The 25,461-nt window shown below is 48.8% G+C and carries 22 protein-coding genes and 1 pseudogene; 1 reads left to right on the top strand and 22 read right to left on the bottom strand.

Features of this window, described 5'->3' with window-relative positions; all coding sequences use genetic code 11:
- Positions 1-106 precede the first annotated feature (106 nt).
- Complete coding sequence (locus ACTHRH_RS08210) at positions 107-2,815, top strand: hypothetical protein (RefSeq protein WP_379289510.1); 2,709 nt, start codon at positions 107-109, stop codon at positions 2,813-2,815.
- 43 nt (positions 2,816-2,858) lie between these two features.
- Here ACTHRH_RS08210 and ACTHRH_RS08205 read toward each other — a convergent pair whose 3' ends face one another.
- From ACTHRH_RS08205 to ACTHRH_RS08100, 22 genes and pseudogenes are all read right to left on the bottom strand, one after another.
- On the bottom strand, positions 2,859-3,254 hold the full coding sequence (locus ACTHRH_RS08205; protein WP_144937158.1) for a GNAT family N-acetyltransferase: 396 nt from the start codon (positions 3,252-3,254) through the stop codon (positions 2,859-2,861).
- A gap of 112 nt (positions 3,255-3,366) precedes the next feature.
- The gene (gene dcd / locus ACTHRH_RS08200) at positions 3,367-3,945 is read right to left on the bottom strand and encodes a dCTP deaminase (RefSeq protein ID WP_144937161.1); all 579 of its coding nucleotides are present in this window, start codon (positions 3,943-3,945) and stop codon (positions 3,367-3,369) included.
- Between the two features lie 156 nt (positions 3,946-4,101).
- Positions 4,102-5,853, bottom strand: a complete 1,752-nt coding sequence (locus ACTHRH_RS08195) for a cache domain-containing sensor histidine kinase (protein ID WP_379289513.1) — start codon at positions 5,851-5,853, stop codon at positions 4,102-4,104.
- A 15-nt stretch (positions 5,854-5,868) separates the two neighbouring features.
- A complete protein-coding gene (locus ACTHRH_RS08190) occupies positions 5,869-7,446 on the bottom strand; it encodes a response regulator (protein WP_379289515.1) in 1,578 nt (525 codons plus the stop codon).
- 165 nt (positions 7,447-7,611) lie between these two features.
- On the bottom strand, positions 7,612-9,288 hold the full coding sequence (locus ACTHRH_RS08185) for an extracellular solute-binding protein (RefSeq protein ID WP_379289517.1): 1,677 nt from the start codon (positions 9,286-9,288) through the stop codon (positions 7,612-7,614).
- Between the two features lie 84 nt (positions 9,289-9,372).
- On the bottom strand, positions 9,373-10,269 hold the full coding sequence (locus tag ACTHRH_RS08180) for a carbohydrate ABC transporter permease (protein WP_379289519.1): 897 nt from the start codon (positions 10,267-10,269) through the stop codon (positions 9,373-9,375).
- 30 nt (positions 10,270-10,299) lie between these two features.
- Positions 10,300-11,262 carry an ABC transporter permease gene (locus ACTHRH_RS08175; RefSeq protein WP_379289520.1) on the bottom strand — a complete coding sequence of 321 codons (963 nt, stop codon included), beginning with the start codon at positions 11,260-11,262 and terminating at the stop codon, positions 10,300-10,302.
- Between the two features lie 810 nt (positions 11,263-12,072).
- Entirely contained in the window at positions 12,073-13,383 is a 1,311-nt protein-coding gene (locus ACTHRH_RS08170; RefSeq protein WP_379289522.1) for a response regulator transcription factor, read from the bottom strand.
- Entirely contained in the window at positions 13,380-15,257 is a 1,878-nt protein-coding gene (locus ACTHRH_RS08165) for a cache domain-containing sensor histidine kinase (RefSeq protein WP_379289524.1), read from the bottom strand. Before ACTHRH_RS08165 ends, ACTHRH_RS08170 begins: the two co-directional genes overlap by 4 nt.
- Positions 15,223-16,050, bottom strand: a complete 828-nt coding sequence (locus tag ACTHRH_RS08160; RefSeq protein WP_144937178.1) for a carbohydrate ABC transporter permease — start codon at positions 16,048-16,050, stop codon at positions 15,223-15,225. The genes ACTHRH_RS08165 and ACTHRH_RS08160 overlap by 35 nt, the downstream gene beginning before the upstream one ends.
- 2 nt (positions 16,051-16,052) lie before the next feature.
- A complete protein-coding gene (locus ACTHRH_RS08155; RefSeq protein ID WP_144937181.1) occupies positions 16,053-16,937 on the bottom strand; it encodes a carbohydrate ABC transporter permease in 885 nt (294 codons plus the stop codon).
- Positions 16,938-17,019: 82 nt separating this feature from the next.
- Positions 17,020-18,409, bottom strand: a pseudogene (locus ACTHRH_RS08150) (ABC transporter substrate-binding protein).
- Positions 18,410-18,536: 127 nt separating this feature from the next.
- Positions 18,537-18,851 carry a DMT family transporter gene (locus ACTHRH_RS08145; protein ID WP_379289529.1) on the bottom strand — a complete coding sequence of 105 codons (315 nt, stop codon included), beginning with the start codon at positions 18,849-18,851 and terminating at the stop codon, positions 18,537-18,539.
- Between the two features lie 3 nt (positions 18,852-18,854).
- Entirely contained in the window at positions 18,855-19,532 is a 678-nt protein-coding gene (locus ACTHRH_RS08140) for a DMT family transporter (RefSeq protein ID WP_379289531.1), read from the bottom strand.
- Entirely contained in the window at positions 19,529-20,311 is a 783-nt protein-coding gene (locus ACTHRH_RS08135; protein ID WP_440414947.1) for a MerR family transcriptional regulator, read from the bottom strand. Before ACTHRH_RS08135 ends, ACTHRH_RS08140 begins: the two co-directional genes overlap by 4 nt.
- A 149-nt stretch (positions 20,312-20,460) precedes the next feature.
- The gene (locus tag ACTHRH_RS08130; RefSeq protein ID WP_379289550.1) at positions 20,461-21,198 is read right to left on the bottom strand and encodes a sensor histidine kinase; all 738 of its coding nucleotides are present in this window, start codon (positions 21,196-21,198) and stop codon (positions 20,461-20,463) included.
- A 31-nt stretch (positions 21,199-21,229) separates the two neighbouring features.
- On the bottom strand, positions 21,230-21,934 hold the full coding sequence (locus ACTHRH_RS08125; protein WP_379289535.1) for a response regulator transcription factor: 705 nt from the start codon (positions 21,932-21,934) through the stop codon (positions 21,230-21,232).
- Positions 21,903-22,103: a hypothetical protein gene (locus ACTHRH_RS08120; RefSeq protein WP_150960251.1), complete on the bottom strand. Its 201-nt coding sequence runs from the start codon at positions 22,101-22,103 to the stop codon at positions 21,903-21,905. The genes ACTHRH_RS08125 and ACTHRH_RS08120 overlap by 32 nt, the downstream gene beginning before the upstream one ends.
- A gap of 10 nt (positions 22,104-22,113) precedes the next feature.
- Positions 22,114-22,689 (bottom strand): class I SAM-dependent methyltransferase, encoded by a 576-nt coding sequence (locus tag ACTHRH_RS08115; RefSeq protein ID WP_379289537.1) that lies wholly within the window; start codon positions 22,687-22,689, stop codon positions 22,114-22,116.
- Between the two features lie 226 nt (positions 22,690-22,915).
- On the bottom strand, positions 22,916-23,119 hold the full coding sequence (locus ACTHRH_RS08110; protein ID WP_144937201.1) for a hypothetical protein: 204 nt from the start codon (positions 23,117-23,119) through the stop codon (positions 22,916-22,918).
- A 16-nt stretch (positions 23,120-23,135) separates the two neighbouring features.
- Positions 23,136-24,008 carry an NAD-dependent epimerase/dehydratase family protein gene (locus ACTHRH_RS08105; protein ID WP_144937204.1) on the bottom strand — a complete coding sequence of 291 codons (873 nt, stop codon included), beginning with the start codon at positions 24,006-24,008 and terminating at the stop codon, positions 23,136-23,138.
- A 38-nt stretch (positions 24,009-24,046) separates the two neighbouring features.
- The gene (locus tag ACTHRH_RS08100) at positions 24,047-25,459 is read right to left on the bottom strand and encodes a sensor histidine kinase (RefSeq protein ID WP_440414943.1); all 1,413 of its coding nucleotides are present in this window, start codon (positions 25,457-25,459) and stop codon (positions 24,047-24,049) included.
- Between the last annotated feature and the right edge of the window lie 2 nt (positions 25,460-25,461).

Raw genomic sequence — 25,461 nt, 5'->3', positions numbered from 1 at the left:
TGACAATGGAACTTTTCTTCACTAAACTCAAAATTAACATAATTGTAAGTCAGAAGTGAGTCAGGGATTCTCATATCCCCAAATTTAATCAAAAGGAGATGAAATTATGAAATCGCTTACCCGTAGTACCCGTCTGCTTTCATTGCTGATTTGTATGTCCTTGCTTCCCTTCGGGCAAGGCGCACTCGCTGCGGATAATATCCCATCCGCAGCTCCTTCTGTGTTAAATGCCGGCTTTGAAGAGCCGGTGACAGGAGAGAAAATTCCGGGCTGGAGCCTGACATTTGGCGCAGGGTACAGTGATATGTCCTATGAAGTCACTTCAGCGGATGCCTATGAAGGAAATTACAGCCTATTGCTCGACGACAGGAATACCAGCCGCGCTCTGGGACTGGAAAGCGACCCTTTCCCCATTACTCCCGGCGCGCAATATATCGTCTCCGCTATGATGAAGGTCGAGAGAAGCAACCTCGCGATATACATCCGCTACTTTGATGCGGATGGGGTCAAGCTTGGCGAAACATCGAACTGGTTAGCTTCAACCGATGGACAATGGGTGAGAAATTCCGCTTTCACCAAGGCTCCCGATGATGCGGTTACCGCAACCATTCTGCTTTACTCCTCTTCTACCGGAACCGGACGCGGTTATATGGATCAAATTATGATTGGAGAAGTGCAGATGGGCACCTTCGAACAAATTGGCAGCGTCGTGAACGGCTCTATCAATTTAACCGGAACAGTCGGAATGGAGAATGGGACTCATGTAATGTATACCGTGTATAAAGGCAGAGACGACGTGCCGACTAGTTTCGTTGTTATTGATGTATTGACACGGGAAGTATTAAAATCTTACCCGATGCCTGGAGTGGAATCGGCTTGGGCGGTAGAAGTCGCGACAGATGGCTCAGTATACATTGGAACGCACTATAACGGCGGGCTATACCGTTATTCCCCTGACGACGGCAGCTTCGAGCATATCGGGCGTTTCGGAAACGAAACTCATGTATGGGCTATGGCCCCTGGGCCGGACGGCAAGATTTATGCGGGCACCTATCCGAACGCCAAAGTATACGAATATGATCCCGCGGATGGCCAAATCAAGGATTTGGGCCGGCCGGAACCAACGGAAAAATATGTTCGCTCCATGGCCTATGACGCTGAACGGAATGAACTGTATGTCGGAGTCGGCGGAACCCGGAGCAAGGTGTTCAAGATGAATGTGGAGGATGGAACCTATAAGGAATTGCTTTCCGGACTTCTGCCTGATGGAGGGGAATCGTATGCTTTTCCATATGGGATGAAATTTGCCGAGGATCGGCTGTTCGTGAAGTTTTCCAACGGGGATCTGCTCGTTATCCGCGGCGAGGATGAAGCATTGGAATATTATAATCCGGACGGGATAGGAATTCATTCCGAAACGGTAGTTGCAGTTCCGGATCAGCCGGGACGGGTGATGTTTACCTACAATGGAAACATATATGTTTATGATGCGGCAAGCGCATCCATCTCATTGGTTAAAGAAGTGATGGACGGACATAATTTTCATACCGGTAAATTTGTTGAATTGAATCACGACGATTGGCCGGGCTGGACGTTAGTGGCCAGCGGCAGAGGCGGCCATATTGTGTACTACAACCCTGCGACGGACCGGGCCGACATTCTGCCTTCCCATTACAGTGGCTCCCCTATTCTTATTCAGAGCATTCATGCGGGGCCGGATGGAAAAATGTATGTAGCCGGGTACATGTCGGGCTTCGCCTCCTATGATCCGCTGACTGGAGAAATTTCCGAAACGAGAGCGATCGGCCAGATCGAATCGTCGGCAATTCGCGACGGAAAGCTGTTGATCGGAGCCTACGCCGGAGGGCGTATTCTGGAATATGATCCGAATCAGCCTTGGTCCAGGACGAATCCGCAGCCGTTGTTCGACCTTCGCAGTCATGGCCAGGACCGCCCATTCGCCATGGTATATGCGGAGGATCGGGATGAGCTCTATGTCGGAACGGTCCCTGACACGACCTCGCTGGAAGGGGCTCTCTCGACTTACAATTTTGCAACAGGAGAGCTCGATGTTTACTCTAACATTATTCCGAATCAAAGTATCGTGTCCTTAGTTTATAAGGACGGCCTAGTGTACGGCGGATCTACGATTTATGGCGGACTCGGCACAGACGGTCCGGCGGAAAGCGAGGGCAAGCTCTTTATATTCGATCCCGAGACGAAGAGTAAAATATTCGAGACGGTACCGGTAGCCGGCAGGCGGGGGGTGACCGGGTTGACGGTCGGCCCTGACGGAATGATCTGGGGGATTGCCGAAGATCATATCTTTACCTTTAATCCGGATACCCGGACAGTGGAAACAAGTATCTCCAAGCTGAAAAGATACGGCTCAAGCACAACGTGGGCTTACGGATTTTTAAGAACAGGGATTGACGGGAATGTATATGGAACTTCCCGGGGGCAATTTTTCATGGTCAAACCGGACAGCATGGACTTTATCATGCTTAACGGAAGCATCGGAAATTACTTAAACCAGGATAAATACGGAAACTTCTACTTCTCGGATAACAGCTCGAATTTATGGAAGTATACTCCTCCCATGAGTGAGGAATTGCTGCAAAGTCTCTTAGACCAGGGCTACGAGAAAGGATGGATTCGGCAGCAGGGTATTTTAAACAGTTTGCAGGTCAAATTAAAAAACAACAATTTAACGGACTTTATTCGGGAAGTCCAAGCCCAGAGAGGAAAGCATGTTAGCGAGGATGCGGCCTCCCTATTCATCTATCTTGCTGAACGCTTAGTGAACTATAAATAAAAACGTTAGTTGCCTGAATGAGGTTAATCCGTTGGGGTTAACCTCATTTCCTATACTTCATTCCCGAAGCAAAGACGGCAAACCCTAATTTCTCGTAAAAGTTAAGCAATTTCTCTTCGCAAAAAAGCTCTATATGCAGATTCTGATGCTGGCCTTTGCTGACCAGACGCCGCACAATTTCACTACCGATCCCCATCTGTTGATAATCCGGATGGACAGCCAGCCCACAGAGATAGGCACTAAGGACTCCGTCGGAAACCAGTCTGCCCGTCCCCACCAATTCATCTTCATGATAAGCACTGATGACACACCAGCTTTGAAGCATAGCTTGATGAAGGCTTTCCTTGCTCAACTTCAGATAGTCGTTCCATCCAAAACAATCATACAGCTTATAGATTTCGTTCTGGCTTGGGATCACTTCCGTATACAGAAAATTCATAAGTTTCTTCTCCTAAGCTTGATGGGTCGTCCCCAAATCAATTCCTATTCGTTGTCAAAGAAATTCCTCTTTCTTAAGCTCATAACCATTTGGCCGCTCAAGCTACCATATTTTAAGAATGTGGGCCCCTGTTTTCGATATCCGCATAAACCCGGCTGCCTGTAGCTTTTCTCTGCCCCTGGTATTTTCCTCTATACGGAAACTGGGCCTTCTGGTCAAGCTGGGCAAAGACAAGCTGACAAATGCGGCGCCCCGCTTTGAGCTTGATCGGAAGCTGATTGGCATTGTACAGCTCTAAAGTAATTTCCCCTTCGAATCCCGGGTCCACCCAACCGGCGTTCTGGATGAAGAGGCCCATCCGTCCAATGGAGCTCCTCCCCTCTACGAAGGCAGTCAAGTTATCCGGCAGCTTTACATACTCCATAGTCGTCGCCAGAATAAAAGAATGGGGAGGCAGGATGATCTCCTCTTTTTCAATAGAAATATAATTGGCGGGATGCTCTAAATCTATAAAGGGGATATCGTTCTCGTCTACCTTCAGAAAATGCCTGCCCAGCCTCAGATCGACACTGGCGGGTTGGATTTGTCTGCCCATGCGAAGTTCATCGCGGATTTGATCGTCCTCCAAAGGGTGGATTGCCAATGACCCGCGGTCAAGCAAGCTTCTAATCGTTTTATCGGATAGAATCACAAGCTTACAACTCCCAATTATTTTTTGATAACCAACTCCTACCTTCTATCCTATTTTAAAATGGCTACTATCGCAAACAAAGCCGCCAAATAATATCCGGCAGCCTTGATCACTACTAACGACGGGACAAAATTCTGCTCACCAGCCCATCGAAAATCACCTGCGCTTCGCAGGAATCCGGATCGTGACCGACGTTCCGATTCCGAGCCGGCTGTCGATGGTTACGCCGTATTCCGGACCGTAATGCAGCTTGATGCGTTGATCGACGTTGCGGATGCCATAGCCTGCGTTCACGTGATCCCGGCCGTCGAAGATGTCTCTCACTCGCTGCGGGGAGATGCCGACTCCATCATCAATGACGCGAAATAGCAAATGCTCCCCTTCCTTAGCCGCCACGATGCGAATATGGATCCGGTCTCCGCACCAGGCGTGCTCCAGAGCATTCTCAATAAAAGGCTGCAGGATCAGTTTTACCGTGTTATACGGCCAGATGTTCATATCTATATCGAACCGGACATGAAGCCGTTCTCCGTACTTGATCTTCTGAATGTCTACATATGCCAGTGCTTGTTCCAGCTCTTGCGGAACTGAAATGATGAGCTTGCCGTTATTCAGGGACAAGCGGTAGAATTTGGCCAGGCCCAATACCATTTGCTGCAGCATGTCATTCTGTCCGAATTTGGCGAGACGGCTGATGGAGGATAGGGTGTTGTAGAGAAAATGCGGATTAATTTGAGCCTGCAGCATTTCCAGCTCCGCCTCCTTCTTCTGCAGTTGGTTCCAATACACTTCCTTGATCAAGGTCTCGATATTTTCCCCCATTCGGTTAAGTGCCGTTGCAATTTGCGAGAACTCGTCCTTGCCCCGGTAAGAGATGCGCTTATGCAGATCTCCTTCACGAAAGGCGTTGAGCACCGCAACGAACTTGTTTATCCGTTTAGCAAAATACCGGGAGACAAACCCTCCTGCAAAAGATAAGACAATAAAGCAAATCAGACAAATAAAGATGATCAGCAGTCGAACCTTCATCGCATCCTGCTGGATGATCGTTAGAGGCACAAGCGCAACCAGCTTCCACGATGGCTGTCCGACCGTTTCTTCAATCGTTAAATAGCCCTTGTCGAGCTGCTCTTGTCCATAAGAATAAGTGGCGGGGAGCTCACCGGATTGCAGCATGATCCGGCCGGATTCATCTTGAATATAGAGGACGCTGCCGCTGCCGATCTTGGAATAATCTAGACTGTCGAACAATTCTTGAATGGCCACATTAATGCGGAGGAAGCCGACTTCCTGCAGTTGAACCGGATTGTTCGTATCTACAAGCCTGCGCAGCAGAGAAATGCGATGAAGCTCTTCATCTTTCTCTACTTGGCTCCATTTCATCGTAATCCCGTACTTCTCGGGAGGGAACTGGAGATACCAATCCTTCCCTGCTATTCGGTTAAGATGATAGATATCATAGGACCAAGTGCCTTCCACCGGATTTTCATCTCCGATCATATTCTTATATATTTCATGAAGTGATTCGTTGCGGAAGAACACCGAGGTCCACAGCTTCATACCGGTCGATTTCGTGGCCACTTCTATCTTGGGCAAAATTTCTTTAGTCATCCGGTCGTAGTTATCCCATCCTTCCTCATACCTTCGTAAAAAACGATACAAATCATAATCGCCATATAAAAGAGAAGAAATGCGGACCATATCCCGCATCTTATATTCAATATTATCGCGAATCTGCAGCAAGGTTCCCCGAACATTCATTTTCACATGCTTCCGTATCGATTCTTCATACATGGAATGAGATACATAGCCGATAACAGATACCGGAATAAGAATGAACAGCATATAGGAAAGCATTAATTTATAGCCGATGGGCAAATACCGGAGTTTCGACCGCTGCTCGTTCATAGTACTCTCCCCCTGTTACGTTACTCGCTTGCGATACTCCATCGGGGTCATTCCGTAAGCCTCTTTGAATTGTCTGCTGAAATAAGGGAGATAGCGATAGCCTACCTGATCGGCAATCTCATATATTTTCATGGAAGGCTCTTTCAACAAATCCTTTGCCCGCTCCATCCGCAGTTGGATCAGCACTTCGCTGAACGATTTACCCGTCTCCTCCTTGAACATGTAACCGAGATAGTTGGGGGAAAAAGAAAATTGCTGGGCCACATCTTTGAGCGTAAGGTTGTCACTCATTCGGTCTTTCATCATTTGAATCATTTCCCGAATGAGCCGGCTGTTCTTGGAACAGGCTTTGCTTCGCAAATGCTCGGATATTTCAAACGCCTTCCGTACGAGCCAGGAGCGAATATCGTCAATCGTATCGAACTGAAACAGAATGTCCAGATTATGAAGCTCCATTCCTAAAATATCAAATAAGTTCTCCCCTCTAGCCTTCAACTGCTGATCCAGCTTCCATATGATAAACATCGCAAGATTATGCACCGTGAATTTGGATCTCAGCATGCTTACCGATTCGAACAATTTCTCAATCTCGTCATAGAGCGGGACCAGCTCATACTCCGTCAGAGCGTGAAATAAAGCATCCAAGCGAGTATCCAGCGTTCGGGCATCGATCATTTCCGGTTCTCGGCTTGCTTCCTCATACATGATAAACTTGCCTTTGCCAATGAACATTTTCCCGTCCACAGCTTCCACCGCCTGCTTGAACGAACTGTGAAGCTGTTCTAACGTATACACTGGTTCCCCCGCGCCTATCGTCATCGTAACGGGGAAATTGGCGTGAATGACCTTATACAACTCAGCCACAAGCTCTTCCATCTGCCGGTCATGAATCAACAATGCGATTCGCTGGGAGGACAGCTTGCAGCAGTGCGGCATGCCGTGCCTGTGCCCGATTTCATTCACCTCGCAAAAGAAGTTTTTCGACATCACCTGCTGGGACAGTGTGCCCTCACGCGTCCAGCTCAACACATCAAGCTCCAGAACGGCGGCCCGTACAGGCCATTCCAGCTTATCCAATCCGTATGACTGAATCAGCTTGACCATTCCTTGCAGGTTGTCGTGATCATACTCACCCTCCAGCAGCCTGATGAGCAGGTCGTTCTTAGCCATTGGAATCATGCGCTGATATGCCTCTTCCACGTCACGGCGTTTCCGTTCATTGTCCAAATCCTGCCTCGCTTTCAGAAGCGCAGCGATCAGTTCATTATCATCCATCGGTTTGAGCACATAGCTGTAAGCCTTTAATGACAATGCCTGCTTTACATAACTGAATTCCTGGAAACCGCTTACAAATATGATGCGAATGTCTGCTCTCTGCTCTATCGCTCTGCGGGCCAGCTCCAAGCCCGACATATTCGGCATTTTTACATCGCTAACCATGATGTCTATCGGCTGCCGTTCTATAATATCGCATGCTTCAAAGGCGTTATTTACTGCCGCCACCACCTTCATGCCGAGCTCTTCCCACGGAATAAACTGCTTCATTCCTTCGAGATCCAGCATTTCATCATCCACTAATAAGACGTTATACACACGTGATGCCCCCTTCAAAAACATGAGATCATCCGACAGATAACCAATAATTACCTGTTTCAAGTATATTATTGAACCATCCTATTTGAACAGGGGATGCCGCTTTATCTGCCGACTCAACCAATGGGACAGAGGCCCGCTGTTACAGCGGACCTCCCTTACTACTTATTTATTCAATGCTTTCTTATTCTCGGTCCATACTTTGGTTACATGGTTGAGGAACTTCTCATAACCAATCTGCATGGAATCGTCATGGGCCTTATCCAATATTTGCAGTGCTTCTTCATCTGTTTTGGCATACATCGACTTCGCTCTGGCTGTCAGCCATATATCTCTGATGCTTTGCCTAATGATGCCCTCTTCGCTATCTGGAGCGGGCTCCCAATTCAAGAACTCGGTAAAATCGCCTTGAGTTGCCCATGTAACCTCCATCTGCCAGCGATTGCTGAAATCGATATTCTCGGGCGGTACGGTCGAGAGCATCTTCTTTTTCGTATTATCCAGAAACATCGTATTACCCACCCAAACCAGATCGCCGGCTTTTCCGTTAATTTCAGCCAATGTATCCGGGTCATTCAAATACTTCTCCTTATTGAACTTTGGAGTCACACCATCCGCCTCGAATCCGTTCCAGTACCCGTCCGGTCCGGGAGGGCCCCAGTTCAGAACCATGCTTCCTTCCGGCCCTGTCATCCAGTCCAGAAGAGCGAACACCGCTTCCGGATTTTTCGCCTTCTTCGTAATTACAGCAACGTTCCAGCCCAACTGATTGAATGTACCGGGGTAAATTTTACTGCGATCCAGCCCTTCCTTGGCAATCGGCTGAATAAACATATATCCGTCTTCCGGGTCCGCCTTCTTCAGTTCTGCATCTGCAGCCGAAAGCATCTTCATCGGATCGAACGTAGCTATGACCGCAAACTTGCCGTTCATCGCCTTTTGCTTAACCTGATCTTCCGTCTGCGTATTCGCATCCTGCGTCATCAGCTTCTCGCGCATCAGCTTCGCAACAAAAACGACCGATTCGCGAAATCCGGGATCTTTGTAAATGGAGACGATCTTATCCCCGTCGGGCACCCCGTAGAAGCGGGTAAAGGACAGGTTGCCTTCCTTGAAGGAAGAGAAAATCTGATCAATGCCGTGACCTTCTTTGGCCAATCCCGTCTCAAATGGAACGACGTCCGGGAATTTCTCCTTAACGGCCTTCAAATATTCGTACAAATCATCGGTGGTCTCCAGCTTCGGAGAACCGAGCTCTTTATAGATCTTTTTGTTAATCGCATAGCCCGCGTTACCGTTCGGCTGCTGCGTGTAATAGTTAGGAAGCTGGTAGACCTTGCCGTCTGAAGAGCGAAGCAGAGCAAGATGCTGTTCGGTCAGATTTTTCTTGAAATTCGGATATTTCTCGATGTATTCATCCAGCGGAACGAGCAGGCCGGCTTCACGGAGACGTTCGACGTCCGCTCCCCTCTCTGTCCATATGATATCAGGCAGATCACCGCCGGCAATCATCGTTTGCAGCTTCTGGGCGTTATTTCCACCCGAGCTGATAGCCGTAACGTTAACCTTCAGATTGTCCTGAATCCACTTCGAAGCAGGGTCCTTGCCCCATTTCGGCATGTCATACCAGCCATAATTGCCGTAGAACGACACTTCAAGATCTTCCTTGCCTAATTCATACAGATTGCTCTTGGGAGGTTCACTTTCAGATTTGGACTCCTCCTGCTTCCCGGGTTCGTTAGCGGGCGGCGCGCTTGAGTTGTTGTTGCTGCAGCCAGCCAGCAGGACGAACGCCATAGAAGCGGAGAGCATACTAAGAAGAAGATTTTTCTTGTTCTTCACCGGATCTTTCCCCTTTCCACTTATTAATCTATGTTCAAAGCACTAAGCTTCAAACTCGCGGCGACACTTCATGGCGACGTTCAATTACTCTTTCAAAGACCCCACCAATACGCCTTTAACGAAATACTTTTGCAGGAACGGGTATACACATACGATTGGAATGGTTGCGACCATGATGGTGGCCATCGTTAACGATTTCGACGTAATTTTTTTGGCGGCATTCATATGGGCAATCGAGCTGACATCGACATTGGACAATTGCTCCGAAGCAATATTGGAGAACAGGATTTGCCGCAGGACCGTCTGAATCGGCAGCAATTTCTCGTTCGTGATATAAATGCTGGCTACGAACCATTCATTCCAGTGGGCGACGGCCGTGAATAACGAGAGTGTTGCCACTACAGGTCCGGAAAGCGGAAGGACGATTCGGAAGAACGTCCCCCAGTTGCCGCAGCCGTCCATCTTGGCGGATTCCTCCAGTCCTTGCGGAAGCCCTTGGAAGAACGTGCGGAAGATGATCATGTTCCATACGCTGATCAGACCGGGTATAATGAACACCCAGAAGGAGTTGAACAAGCCCAGCCCTCTGATGAGCATATAGGTTGGAATCAATCCGCCTGCGAAATACATCGTGATGATGCACATGATCATATAATATTTGCGTCCCATCAGCTCTTTCTTCGACATTCCGTAAGCAAAGATCGATGTGGCCATTATCGCGGTCACGGTACCTATGACCGTTCTCAAGGCGGCAATAACGAATCCGTTCATTAAACGCGGATCTTCAAATACAATCTTATAGTTGTCCAGAGTGAATACCCGCGGCCAGAACGTAATCCCGCCCTTCGAGGTATCTATCCCTTCGTTAAAAGAAATCACCAGTGAGTTCCAGAACGGATAGAAGGTCGAAAACGCCAGTACAGCCAAAAAGACATATATCAATGAGGTGAAGATACGGTCTCCTATACTATCTCGAATCATTGCAGGTCCTCCTGTCTATGGAATGATCCTTTACCACAAGCTGTTGCCTGTCCTTCTGGCAAGGAAGTTCGCCATGGTCAGCAGCGTTACACTGATTACGGCCTTGAACAGACCGATGGCCGTCGCATAGGAGTACCTGTAGTTGTCAATCCCGACCCGAACCACATATACATCCAGGGAATCCGACACTTCACGCAAAGCAGGGTTGGAGGCAAGAATGAGAATATCTTCGAAGCCGGCATTCAGGAGGTTCCCGATCGCCAGGATCATAAAGATGATGACGACAGGCATGATGCACGGGAGCGTTATTAATCTTATCTGCTTGAACCGGCTTGCACCGTCGATGGAAGCCGTCTCGTACAGATGAGGATCGATTCCGGCAATGGCTGCCAAGAACACGATGGAGTTGAATCCGATCTCCTTCCATACATTGGTTGCTACGAGGATGGTCCAGAAATACTCGGTCATGGATAAGAAATTAATAGGGTCATCAATCAACCTTAATTTCTGCAGCAGCATATTGATGCTGCCGTTATCTACGGACAGTATGGAGGTCACCATGGACCCGATGACGACCCAGGACAGAAAGTGTGGCAGGTACGTTACGGTCTGTACAACCCGCTTGAATAACATTTTGCGGACTTCGTTCAGCATCAGGGCTAGAATAATGGGAGCGGGGAACCCGAAGAAAAATTTCAGAAAGCTGATCACTATTGTGTTGCGCATGACCGTATTAAATTCCGGAGCATTGAAAAATTGGATAAAATGCTTCAGCCCAACCCAGTTGTTGTTCAACAGATTTGAACCCAGCTTATAATCCTGGAAGGCGATAAGAACGCCATACATAGGGATATAAGAAAAAATAAAGATAAAGACAAGCGCGGGCAATACCATAAGCTGAATATCTATTTGCGTGAAAAACCGCCGAAGCTTGCTCTTATGTCCCGGATTCAAAAGCGATTTCGTCTCTAGTCCGGCGGATCCTTTCGCCATAGGTGAATCCCTCCTTGTAGCATGGTGCCGCCATAGGATAAGCGGTAATTTCTAGCGATCTTCCTTTATCTTCTATTACTTACTTCATATTACATTCGAAACGCTTTCAGATAAATATGACAAATCAACGATTATTGATACTTTGACACGTTCTTTGATCGCAAGAAGATGCTTATCCGCTCTTCGCTTAGCTCCAAGGGTACAAGCTGCAATGCCACAGCCCTTTGAGCTCAATCAACTTATCCTGTTGGAGAGGACCCTACCACAACAAAGCCGCCGACCCATGTCCGGCAGCCTGCGTAAAATGCATTCAATACACGCAATAGATATAACCAACTAGTATTGCAAAATCAATATTTTTCCTTTAATAGGACAATACAGAAAAAACTACCCTGCCATTCAGCATGCTTGCCTCTTTCAGTGGCGCTCTGGCAAAGAGAAGGAGACGGATGGATGCTAAATGGATATTATACAGTTAGATTTATCCTTTAAAGTTAATTTTAGTAAACTAACTGGAAAACCTACATCTAGTTGTGCGCAAATTGGGAGGAAGCCGCGAAAACGGCCATTCTAACTGCAGTTTTTCCACTTAGTTGGGCCAACATTTAAAAATCCTTAAATTTACCTGCATTAAATACAGTTAGTTCACATGATGACCCGGAAGTAAAAATAAAAAACCGCTTCTCGCGCCTTGCCTGGGCTGCGTTCCCCACCAAGCTGCCCTTATCTATCGTCCCGGTAGGTAACCCTGCCTGCTTACACAGACTTCTTGACGCTACCTCTCCTTCTGCAAAAATCACAGTGATCCGCTCAGCATCCTTCCGCACCACTGCGGAACGCTTGCTTCTCCCGATATTGCGAAGGTGTAATACCCGTATACTTCTGAAATACTTTGGTAAAGTACCTTCTTTCCATATAACCTACCTGCTGACCGATCTGCCGGACGCTCCTGTCACTTTGGATTAGGTAGGATTTGGCCAATTCGATCCGCTGCTTCGTTACGTATTCAACGAAGGTTTCGCCAAAATAGTTTTTAAATAGTAAACAGAAATAGCTGCTGCTGATTCCGAGATGATTGGCTACGTCTTCAATACCGAAGTCGGACGATAGGTGGCGCTCAATGTAATCTTTGGCGGACAGCATCCACATCTCTACGCTTTTCTTACCGGAACGGGCAGAATGGGAGCCGGCCTCCGGCTCGGCATAATAATAAATAAACGGTTCCTTGACCGGTTGATTGGCCAAGCTCCACTGAATCGACTGGTAGGCCTCCGCCAATTCTTCCGCCTTAATGGGGCCCGGATGGATCCCTACACGGATGTCAAATTTTAGATGCTGCCTCACACCAAGCCGAAGCTTCTCCGCTAGGTCTACCGCCTCTTCTTCCTTAAGCGGGAGGCTTCCATCTACGAACGGAATGACGATACACCATTCCCCTTCTTTGGTCTGAACGGCGGCGAAGTCGGACCAGAGCTCATCCGACAGGTCCTGGAGGACATTTTTGACGGCAAAATTCCACAGCTTGCTCTCCTGTTTGTTCCATTTCAGCGAAACTTTCGCATAATCGTGGATTCCGGCCAGCATTATGGCGTAGGCCGGGTCTTCCTGAGCTTGTTCTTCCCCGCATGCCAAGGAATAAGGAGGAAAGGAGGAGAACCCCATCAGGATGTCCAGCAGCATTTTTTCATTGGCCAGATTGGCGATTCGGCTCCATTTCCGCTGCTCGTTGCGCGCCTCCTGCTTCTTGGAACGGATTCGTTCCGCCAGTCCGAGAACCGTTTCCTTTAATTGCTCATAGTTAATCGGCTTGGAGATATAATCCCTCACACCATATCGCAAGGCGATTTTCGCATACTCAAACTGCTCGTAGCCGGTAATCAGCAGGATTTCACAATCGGAGCTCAGCCGGCGAATTTCCTGAACGAAGGCCAGTCCGTCCATGACCGGCATGCGAATATCGCATAGGATAATGTCCGGCATACAGGCTCTGGCCATATTCAGAGCTTCCTGGCCGTTGCGGGCAAGCCGGACTTCCACGTTCATAGCTTCCCACGGAATGACCTGCTTCAAATTATGAAGAATCGGAAGCTCATCATCTATCAGCATAGCTTGCAGTTTCATGCGGATCCCCCGTTCTCATATTTCGGAATCGTACACTGAATTACCGTTCCCCGGCCCCATTCCGAACAAATCATCAATCCGTACCCCGATCCATATTGGATGCGGATTCGGTCTGCCACACTGCGGACGCCTAAGCCCCGCCTTTCCTGATGGAAATCGACAGAATTCGTTCCCGCCTCCTCTTCATTCTGCAAATAGCGGAAGCATTGCAGCTGCTCATTAGTCATTCCCTTGCCGTTATCCGTGATATAGAAGATCACCTTCTCGCCCTGCTGCTCTGCCTTAACCTGAATCAAGCCCTTATGATCCACTCCGTCGAAGCCATGCTGAATGCTGTTCTCGACCAGCGGCTGCAGAGTGAGCTTAAGAATGCTGCAGTTCATGACTTCTTCCGGAATCGATAATTCATATTCGAATACATCCTGAAAGCGAAACTTCTGAATTTCCAAATAACTTCGCAAATGCTCTATTTCTTGACGGATGGAAATCTCTTCCCGGTCCTGGATGCTGATTCGCAAAATATTACCCAGCAGATATACCATCTGGCTGACCTTCTTCCCTTCATTCTGAACGGCCAGCACATTGATCGACTCCAGCGTATTAAATAGAAAATGTGGCTTGATCTGCGCCTGCAGAACACGTAATTCGGCTTTCATCTTATGATTCTGCTCCTGCTTGACCTGATCCAGCAGTGCATGCACCCGGCTGACAAGGCTGTTAAACCCCGCGGCCAGCGTATGCAGCTCATCCTGTCCGTTCTGCTGAATACGAACCCGGAGATCGCCGTCCTCCACCTTGCGCATGAAGCGAACGATTCTGCCTATCGATTTCGTAATCCGGTTCATAAAGACGAGGAAGAACAAGAAGGCAGCCAGCAGGCTGACGGATAATATCCCGACGATCCACTTGGTGAAGGTGATCATTTCCTGGGACAGGGAGGTCCAGGAAGCGACGGAAATCAAATACCAGTCGTAAGCCTTCAGCTTTTCCATAGAGATAACGCTTTCATAGCCGCCGAAGTTTCGTTTAAAACTTTGATAACCGGGTTTAAACTCAATCTCTCCGGACAGGTAGCTGCGGATATTGTCCCCGCCGGCCTCCTCCCAATGATCGTACAAAATCAGGCCGTCCTTATTTACGAGCAGGAAGCGCGTGTTGGCCAAATTTTCATTATTGCCGAAGGCTCTGAAGATCTGGGCAATGTCCCAATCTTTGATTTGTACGGTCAGGATTCCGATTTTCTTCAGCGTGCTGACCTCTTTCACCAGCCGGATCTGGGTAAATACCGACGAGAATCCCGACAACTCCGGATACTCATACGGCCCGACCCATAGCGGAAGACCGTTCAGCTCCATGACCTTCGCGTATAACGGGTGCTTCTTCCATTCGTCCAAAGGGTAAGTGATGAAGCCCTCCTTGTTGAACAGAGGAATGACCCCGACATTCGCCCCTTCTTGTAGATTATAGAGATAGGCATAGCTTATGGCCGGATATCCGTAGAGCATGCTTCGGAAAATCCGCTGCTTCTCATTTAACTCTATATAATCGGCAGCCGTTAGATCCTGACTTCCCGGATCTTTGGCATGGATGGCGGTTTCGAACACGGAATTCGCAATCCCGCTGTCGGTGACGTAGTTCATTTGCTTAAATACATATTCCATGTTTTGAATAATCGATTTGACAGAGAATTCGGCCTGCTGGCTGTATTTTTTCTCTATCAGATTATAAGCGACGAAGAAGATGAGCAGACCGATCAATAGAAGCGGAATAATGATGAGGGTAACAAAGGCTGTCGTGAGCTTCCATCGCAAATTCATCATTAACCCGATCCTCTCTGTGTTAGCCCTTAACGCTTCCGGCCGTGACCCCTTCAATGATTTTCTCCTGAAGGATGGCATAGATCACTAGAACGGGAACTACGCTGAATACGATCCCGGCGGACATCTGGGCGTAATTCGTATTGTACGCATCGCGAAAACCGACCATTCCCACCGGCAGCGTCCTGAGAGCATCCTCGGACAGAAAGAAATTCGCCAGCAGAAACTCGTTCCAGTTCCCCAGAAAATTAATAATAAAGACGGTGACAATCGCCGGTATCGTCAATGGTATTACAATTCTAGCAAATATTCCCTTTGCGCTCAATCCGTCCATAACTGCGGCCTCTTCTATTTCACTGGGCAACGAGCGCATGAAGGCGGCCAAGATGATCACCGAGAACGGAATGGCGTTAGCGACATAAGGGACGATGAGAGCCCAATGGGTATTCAGAATATCGAGCTTTCGCATTAATCCGTAAATCGGGAGCAGCAAGGCGTTGTTCGGAATGAGCATGCCCAGAAGCACAAATTGGAACAGTAACGCGCTTAATTTATTGTATCTCATCCGGGTGACGGCAAAAGCCAGCAAGGAAGCAAAGAAGATGGACAATACGGATGATAGCACACCAATATATAAGCTGTTGAAGAAATAAGTGCTGATTTTGGCGTTTACCCAGGCTGTAACATAGTTTTCCCATTGGAACGAAGTCGGGAAACCGAACGGATTTGCCGCGATTTCCTGATTACCGGTTTTGACCGATGAGAAGAGCACGAACAAGAAAGGATAGAGAATGACAAACAGATAGATCATCAGGAAAATGTGCGGGATCAGCTTCTTCCATGCCCTCATCATCAATACTCCAGCCTTTCGATTCGTCTTGATATAAGAAATTGATACAAGACTGTAATGATCAGCGTAAAAATAAATATTAATACTGCTATTGTATTGCCAAAGCCGTATTTAAAGTTCGTTATCGCATAACGAATCATATAAGTGGCCATGACATCCGTCGATCCGGCCGGACCGCCCTTGGTCATGACGATGACGATGTCGGCCGCCTTCATGGCTCCGGCTATCGACAGCATAATGACCACCGATATGATCGGCATGATCAATGGAAGGGTGATTTTCATGGCGGATTGAAATTTGGACGCGCCGTCGATCGCCGCCGCCTCCTCCAGATCTCTAGGAACCGCCAGGATGGCTGCCAGCACCATCACAATATAGAATCCGGTCCACTGCCATGCGTTCGTGATCAGAATAGAGAGCATCGCCCATTTCTTATCCGCCAGCCAATATATCGGCTCGATCCCGAACAAACCCAGAACCTTGTTCAGCAAGCCGATATCCGGGTTATAAATAAACCCCCACAGAATGCCGATCACGGCCGTGGACATAATCGAAGGAAGAAATACGGCGGTTTTGTAAAGCCCCTTCAACCGTTTGACGTTGGCAATCAAGAGAGAGAAGATGACGATGACCGGAACCTGAAGAAAGCATGAGAACAGAATAAAGTACAGATTGTTTCTTAACGACTTCCAAAAGGCCGTGTCCGTCAAAGCGGTTCCATAATTGCTCATTCCGACATATGCAACGTCCTTGGAAATACCGTTCCAGCTTGTGAAGCTGTTATGGACCGCACTTAGGATCGGATAAACAAAGAAAGCTATGAACAACAGGAGCCCGGGCAGCACAAAGATCATATAGGTGAGAGGTTGTCTCATCGCTTTGTTCATGGTTACCTCCGTCATTATTCAAATGATGTTCGGGAAGGACGCCCCCGCAGACCCATCGAGGCATCCCTCCCTCAACCATGGATTAATCTCCTGAAGCGTTGGCTGCCTCCTGCTCTTTCTGAAGATTTCCCAGCATCTTCGCAGGCTCCAGTTCTCCGCCGATCACTTGCTGAATACCGATATTAAGGGCCGTCTTCACCGAGGATTGGACCAGAGCGTCAAAGGCCGGGAAAGATATGTCGATTTCACTGACCGCCTGGAAAATATCCTGCATCAGCGGGTCGCTGGAGGCGGCGGTTAGCTGGGCCTGGTCGATTTTCATCGCCGGCAGAACCCCGTCTTCCTTCAAGCCCCGAATTTGCATTTCCTCGGTCCACATATTTTTAATGAACTCCTTAATCGCTTTCAATTTCCTCGGATCTTCCGCAGCTTTGGCGGAGAAGCCATAGCCGTTATTCGTGTCCTGCATGACGATAACTTCGCCGTTCTCCTTCAGCGGCGGCATATTGAAGAACCCGATTTTGCCCACCATATCCCCTGCTTGCTGCGGATCCGTAAAGACCGAGTTGGCCCACGAGCCGTCCATCATCATGATCGCTTCCCCGGATATGACCTTGATTTCTCATATCGGCATACTCCAGACCGAGCTCACCCTTCTTGAAATATCCTTTGTCAACCCATTCCCGATGCTTCTCGAAGCCTTGCACAACCTTGGGATCCGTCCATTTGGCTTCCCCTGTCTTGAATCCGTAGGTGATTTCGGGACCCGCATAGTAAGACCACAGGTTATTGGTCGTCATAAGCGGAACCCAGCCGTCCTTGGAGCCCTGGGCAAACGGAATTTTGCCGTCGGCCTTGATCGTTTCGGCGATTTTTTCCAGCTCATCGAGCGTTTTCGGAATGCTTAATCCCTTTTCTTCAAAATAGGCTTTGTTGTAAAAATAGCCTTCAATCGACCCGCCGATCGGCAGTCCGTATATTTTCCCGTTATGGGTGAACGGATCCAGGCTCGTGAATTTATCCTTCAGATTCAATTCATCGAGTATGGAGGTCAGATCTAGCACCAAGCCTTCCTTGCCGTAGAGACCCGCGTCCGGACTGCCGAACACATCGAAGATATCGGGAGGACTGCCGGCGGCCATCTCTCCTCTCAGCTTCTCCGTCCGGTTAACCTCCGAATCGACCGCATCCAGCTTAAACTTTAAACCGGGTATGGCCGCCTCCGTTTTTTTGACCACATCCTCCAATATGGCCAGACGGAACTTCTTGGCCTCCCCCAGCTGGGTATGGCGGATTGTCATCTCGAATGGCTCGGCCGTCTCCGGTGCCGGCGACGATGTTTCCTTATTGCTGTCCGGAGGCTGGCTGTTTCCGGCCGGACCGGCGGTCCCGCCCTTGCTGCCGCTGCAGCCGGACAATGCGGTTGTGGCGATGAATGCAAGAGAAAGTAGGATGGATGCGCTTTTTTTCATGGATGACCCTCCCATATCATGTATTTTTTTGCTACAAGCTCATTATAAGTTCATTGCCTCATTGGGGTAAGGTCGATATTTTCATCATGCGGGGATAAAATCATCTACTCTCTTTGCCGGCACAGTTTCATAGAGTCAGTCTCAATCCAATGACGGTCCCGATGATGCCGGCCATACAAACTATGCGAAGCAGGGAAGGCCGCTCCTTAAAAAACAGAATATCGACAACCGCCGTCCCTATCGTTCCGATCCCGGTCCATATCGAATAAGCCACGCCGAGAGGAATCGTCTCCAGAGCCATAGACAGTAAAGCCAGGCTAAGCCCGAAAGCACCGAGCATAAGCAGGTTATTGGTCCATGTGTCCTGATTGGCGGTTCGTTTCAGACCAATAAAGCCGATCACCTCCAAACCGCCCGCAGCCAGCAAATACAGCGTTCCCATCGGCTATGCCCTCCTCTTATATTCGCTTCCTAATTTTAATAACAAAATGAAGAAAATGAGCAGCACGATCAGCCCGAGCCGAACCCAGTGGATCTCCCGGTCGAAAAACAGCATATCCATGGCGACCGTTCCCGCAGCGCCGATTCCCGCAAATGCGGCGGCGACGGTGCTCACCGGCAATGTTTTGGCTGCCCGTGTAAGACAATAGAAGCTGAAGTAAAAGATGACAAGCAGCGGGCCGCCCAGCAAATTCATTTTCAGCAGAACAGCCCAGACGATTTCCAGCAGTCCGCCCAACATCAGGAAAACCCAGGGATTATCGCGTCTTTCGGCGGTTGAAGCGGATGAGGCGCTCTTTGAGCTACTGACCGGCTGAAGGTCCCTCTCGGGATTGCCGGCAGCGTCTGAATCCGCCATATCTTTCTTGCCTCCGGCGGTTTCTTCTTTCCCCCACAAGGTATACAAAGCGTCTATGATCATAATCAACAGCCACAGCCCATTGATATAGATCCCCGTCGGCTCATGATAGAAGCCCGTTGTCCCGCTTGTCGCCGCCTCCCGAAACCACAGCAGCCAGTCGGGAGATGAAATGTCCGACCGGATAATGGCGTACAGAAGAGCGTGTACTGCGATGAAGACTAGCAAATGGATGCCCAAGCTTTTCTTCCTGCCCCCCGTCATTGCCGCTCTTCCTCCCGGGCCTGAAGGTAATGGCCGATCATTTCTTCTATATAAGCCATCAATTCCCGGTCATGACCGTAAACGGCCGATTGCTCGCCTTCCTCCGGAAACAATTGGCCCCAATATTTGTCCAATAACCGGGCATCGCCCTGGAAAAAACCAAGCGCCAGCTCATACAACTGCCCGGCCAATTGCTGTGCCTTCGGAGAATCGGGGGGCTCGTGCATGTTCTCCCGAACGGAGCTTATCAACCGCGCATAATGCTCCGCCCGTGGATCCAGGCTTCCGAGTACGGGCAGTCCGGACAAGATTTCAAGCTCTTCTTCGGTATAATGTTCTTGGCTGAAGATCGGCCGAACCCATCCGTCCTCCAGCTCCCTGGCCTGCAGAGCCTGGATCAAGCGGACAATTTCCGCAGCTTCAATCTTCCCGCTCATTCGGATCGCATGGACCGTCGTTTTCAGCAAATACTGCTTCCAATCCAATAAATCCTTCTCTCTCTGAATCCACTGAATCTGCTCTTCCAGCGACTCAATCCAGCTTTCATTCTCGCTGTTCGCCTGTCCCGTCTTATCGAAAACCGCCTTGATCTGCTCCAAAGTTAGACCCAATGATTTGAGGAGCAATATTTTTTGCAGCTTCATCAATGCGGCATCATCGTAATAACGATATTGATTGCTCTCCACTTTAGTAGGCTGAAGCAAGCCGATTTCGTTGTAATAATGAAGCGTTCTCCGGCTGATGTTGGCCATTTTCGTTATTTCGCCGATACTGTACATCTTTCATCACCTCCTGTTCAATATAAAGTATAACGTATTCGTGAAAGTCAAGGAGTTACCTGCTTGTTTTCTCCGATTCGAGGCCTGATACGGATCGTTTCCTTCTTTAAAATAAAAACGGACTCAGGCTGTCAAGGCTTGAATGCCTCTTAACCCGAGTCCAATGGGAGCTCTATATAAAAAGTAAACCGCCCGTTCCGATGTTCAAACGAGAGGCTTCCGCCGTGCAGCTCCACAATATTTTTGGCAATCGATAGACCAAGACCGGAACCGGATGGCATATGCCCCTCGCTGCGGGATGGCTCCGCTTTGTAAAACCGTTCGAAGAGCCGGGCTTCCGCTTCTTTGGAAATCGGCTTGCCCATGTTTTCCATCGCCAGGATGGCCCGATCCTTAGTACTAAACTGACGGACTTTGATTTCCCCCGGCCTTTGCGAAAATTTCAATGCATTCATCAGCAGATTATCCATCGCTCTCGCCAGCTTTTCCGCATCCGCTTCGACGATCACGTGATCGACCTCCCACTGTTTGGTTACGGCAAGCCCCTGCTCATTCGCGATCGGCTCGAATTCATAGATGATCTGCTCGGCTAAATGCTTCCATTCGATCTTTCTCAACGAGAGCTGAATATCCCTGTTAATCAGGCGCGTATATTCGAACAGATCATCGATCAGCTTCCTTAACTGCTCCGTTTTTTGCGAGGCATTTTCCACAAAGCGTTTATGCTCTTCTTCATTTCGATAGGCTTCGTTCTGGATAAGATTCAGGTAACCGCTAATACTCGTCAACGGAGTTCTTAAATCATGGGAAAGGCCTGTAATCAGCTCAATTTTAGACTGCTCCAGCTTTCTTTCCCGATCGATACTCTGCTGGATTTGTACAGCCATATGATTAAGGCTATTTGCGATATCTCCCAGCTCATCCTGCCTCGTCAAAGGAATCCGATAGCGGAGAACAAACCGTTTTTATATACCGAGGCGTTTTCGGATTCTCCTCTATTTTTTCCCGTATATTTCGAATGTGGGCCATGACCGTATTTTCCGAATAATATAAAGCAGGGTCTTTCCAAACGCCTTCATAAATTTGATCCGTGCCGAACACATGCCCCCGATGCGAAGCAAGCAATTCCAAGATGGAGAACTCCGTCGGCGTGAGAGAAACTTCCCGTCCCCGCACGGTTACAAGATGACGGCTTCTATCGATTTCCAGTCCCTCCAGACGGATAACGGCGGAGGATTCTTCCTCCTGTTTGGTATTAAGCTGCTGCCTCCTTAATTGAGCCTTCACCCTGGCCACCAGCTCCAGAGGATTGAAGGGCTTAGTTATATAATCGTCGGCTCCTGCCGATAACCCGGTAATTTTATCTTGATCTTCCCCCTTCGCCGTTAACATAATAATCGGGATATTGGACGCCAGGCGGATCTTTAGACAAGTCTGAACTCCGTCCAAACGGGGCATCATCAGATCCAGAATCATCAAATCGACGTTTTCCTTCTGCAGATATTCCAACGCTTGGATACCGTCCTCCGCCTCTATGACATGATAGCCTTCATTCCGTAAATAGACATGAATGACCTCACGAATGTCCGCGTCATCGTCCACGACCAATATTGTTTTTGCCAAGCGGCGCTCTCTCCCTTCTATTATAATGCATCGACGATAGCCGAATAATGACGAACACAATTATAAGAACGGCCGCCAACCATATTCCCTTGATGGCCGGGTCCTGCAATGGCTCGCTTGCGGTATAATTCAAGTATTCGATAACCGGCCCTACGGCATCATGCTTCATGGGCAGAAATCTACTTCTTACGGCAAATATATACGAATGCAGGTGGAATGTTGAATGGAACGAATTTTACACGGACCATGTCGAAATGCCGATCCAGCTGATCTCTCATTTGCAAAGAATATTGAAACGCTATGAACAACCCGCCCGGCTTCAGCGAAGTTACAATCTGGTCTATAAGCCGGTCTCTAAACGCTTGAGGGAAGTTGAAAAAGGGCAATCCGCTCAAAATACAGTCCAACTGCTCCCCCCGTTCGCGCTTCATAACGGACAACAGCTGCGAGGCGTCCGGATAGCCGGGGAAATCGGGATATTGCTTGGCCAGTTGTTCCCTTAAATAATCGTCTTTTTCGAACAGCAGCACTTTGCAGGCAGGCTGTTTGGCGCTTCGGATGAATTTCGTAACGGCTCCCGTACCGGCACCCAACTCTGCTATATTCCGAACCGTTTCCCAGGGTACCGGCTCAACCATTTTGCGGGCTAGAGCCTTCGAGCTTGGCGTTACGCTACCGATCTCCTTGGGAGTGCGGAGGAATTTGCTTAGAAACAGCATTTTTTCTCGCATTACTTCCGTAATTGAATTCGACATCGTCCATTCCCTCCATATGTAAGGCTGCTTCTCATTCTACAAAACATTCTGTAGATTTAGGTAGGGAATTTCTGAATAATTTCTTAAGGTTATTTGTGCATGGCAAAAAGCAGTCCATTAAGCCTGCGAGGCTGCGGACTGCTCGTCAAGTCGCCGAATTACAGATAACCGCTTCTGGTGTCCAAAATATCCGGTTTAAGTTTTTCCCATGGAGTAAACGTTGAGGTTAGCTTATAGCGGGTGCCGGTTTCTGCAGAACGGTAAGCACCGAACATAATCTCATGCACATGCAGCTGCTGCCTGCCGGACTGGACAGGCTGCTGACCCGACCGAAGGCATTGAGCGAAATATGAGATGACCCGGACGCCTGCTCAAAGTATCGATTGCTTACATGACCGCTGCCAATCATACCAAGCTTGATCGTTGTCATCGCATCCTTCCTTCCGTCAGAACGAACACAATTCACGGATTAACTTTGGCAGCCAACTGTTCAGAGACCGGAACTGGTAGCCAGCTTGCTCCGCTCTGCCGTTAGTCATATGCCATGAAGACGGTATGCCGAACGGAGAACGGTTTTGCTCCTCCGATTGCTCCAGCGTTTGCGCCTCTTTCCCCACTTCTTGCTCTATAGCGGCAAGAAGTTCGCGGATGGAGATGCTCCCTGAAGAGCAGGCGTTTATCGGACCTTGCAAATCCTTATCGCCTAACCACACGAGGAAGGAGGCCGCTTCATCGGAATCTATAAAGGAAATTCGCGCATCCATGTTGGGAACACCTATCGGAATTCCATCCCGTATTCGCTCAATATGAAACTGAAGACGTTTCGTATAATCATCCGTTCCGAGAATGATCGGGAAGCGGACCGCGCAAACCGGAAATTTCGCTTGTTGAAACAGCACGGCCTCCACTAAACGTTTGCCTTCGGAGTAGGATAAATCGTTGCCATGACCGGTCACGGAATAACTGTAAGGATCAAAATCGCTCTCACTTAACTCTTTATCCAGAAAATCATAGACGCTTTGACTGGAAGTCACAATATATCTCTCGGCCTTGTTCTCGAGTAAGCGGCATGCATAACTCGCACTTTCCGGAGTGTAACAGATTTGATCATAGACGATATCCCATTCGGACGATCCAACAGCCTCTTCCAGCGACTGGAAATCCGCTCTATCCAGGGTCAACCGCTTAACGCTGCCGTCGAAAGAATCCGGGGTTGTCCCCCTCGTTCCGATCGTAACACGGTATCCTTTCGTTAACAGCAAAGACACCAGCTTCTTCCCAACAAATCTCGTTCCTCCAAGAATAAGTACATCCTTCATTTCGATGCGCTCTTTTACTTAAAAATAATACGTTGGGGTCACGCCATTCGATGTATCTCTTGCTGTTCATTACAGAGCGGAAATTCCATCTCTGCCCGCAGCCCTTGACCGGCGCCGCTCTGCAGAGTAAGCCGGCCTTGATGGGCTTTGGCAATTCTGGCCACCATCGGCAGGCCCAGGCCATGTCTGTGGGAGACCGGCCGTTTTCTTCTTGAAGAATAAGGAAGCTCCAACAAATCAGGCAGTTCTTCCTCCGGAATCCCTGTACCGTTATCGGAAACGACGATTAGCCCCTTCTGCGAGTCCGGCCCTAGGCCGGTTTCGATCCAAATCACGCATCCTTGCGGATTATGGGCTATGCTATTTTGCACCAGATTGGTTACCGCCCGCTGCAGCAGCTTGATATCCGCCTGCACGCGGATGCTCTCGTCCGTTATTTTCAGGATCAAGTGATACCTGTCCTCCTCCAGCCCATGGTTGAGAAATTCCGTGACAACCTGACGCGCCACTGCGGATAAACGAATAAGCTTTACATCCAGCGGCTGCATCTCATATTCCAGCATGGAGACCAGATTCAAATCCTGAATCAAGGAACGGAGCTTCTCCCCCTGTCTGCGGATAATACCTGCCTGTTCCCTTCCCTCATCGGGCAAAGCGCTGTTCTCCTCCAAATCGCTGGCATAGCCAAGCACCATCGACAGAGGAGTACGAATGTCGTGGGAAATCCCGGCGATCCAATTGGAACGAGCCTCATCCCGGGCTTTAAGCGCCGCATTTTTCTCTTGAAGCTTGTCGGAGGCTTGATTAATGCTATGCGCTAGGTCACTGAATATACCTTTGCATTCGACATGGACCTCCTCTTCCTTGGCGAGAGCATGCACCCCCGACACAAGAGGCCTGATCGACCGGATCAGTCTCGTACCGACTATGATCGAAAGAATCAACACCAGTGCCATATTCCCGACCAGAACAAGGACAACTCTTGAAGGTATCGAGCTTATCCAGCTAACCGGATAAATAAGCTGGTATTTGGCGTAGCTGTTCTTAGGGTAGCCGACCACCAATATCCCTTCATCCTGCTCCCAGACAAATACCGGATAATCCATAAGGTAGTTCCGCGAAAATTTGGCCACCTCCGACAACGTATAAGAACGGGGGATTTCCTCCGGCAGCCGGTATTCCCACTTCACGGCTCCGTCCTCGCTCAATAGCATAGCCCAGGCATGATTTTGCTCCAGCCATTGTTGTTCCGCTTCTCCCAAAACATAGCCGATATCCTTCCAAACGAGAGAAGCTGCTATTCTTTCAATCACCGAGGCGGGAGCTTCCTTCTCATAGGCTTCCTGAAAAAGGACGGTCCCCAGCATAACCAAATTAAGCGTCAGCAGCAATAAGGATATAACCATGGTCGTTCCAATGTATCTGCGTATCAGCCGGATAATGTAATCCATAG

This window comes from Paenibacillus sp. SAFN-117 (assembly GCF_051966115.1).
Classification (GTDB): Bacteria; Bacillota; Bacilli; order Paenibacillales; family NBRC-103111; genus Paenibacillus_L; species Paenibacillus_L residui.
This window is presented reverse-complemented; position numbering and strand designations above follow the sequence as displayed.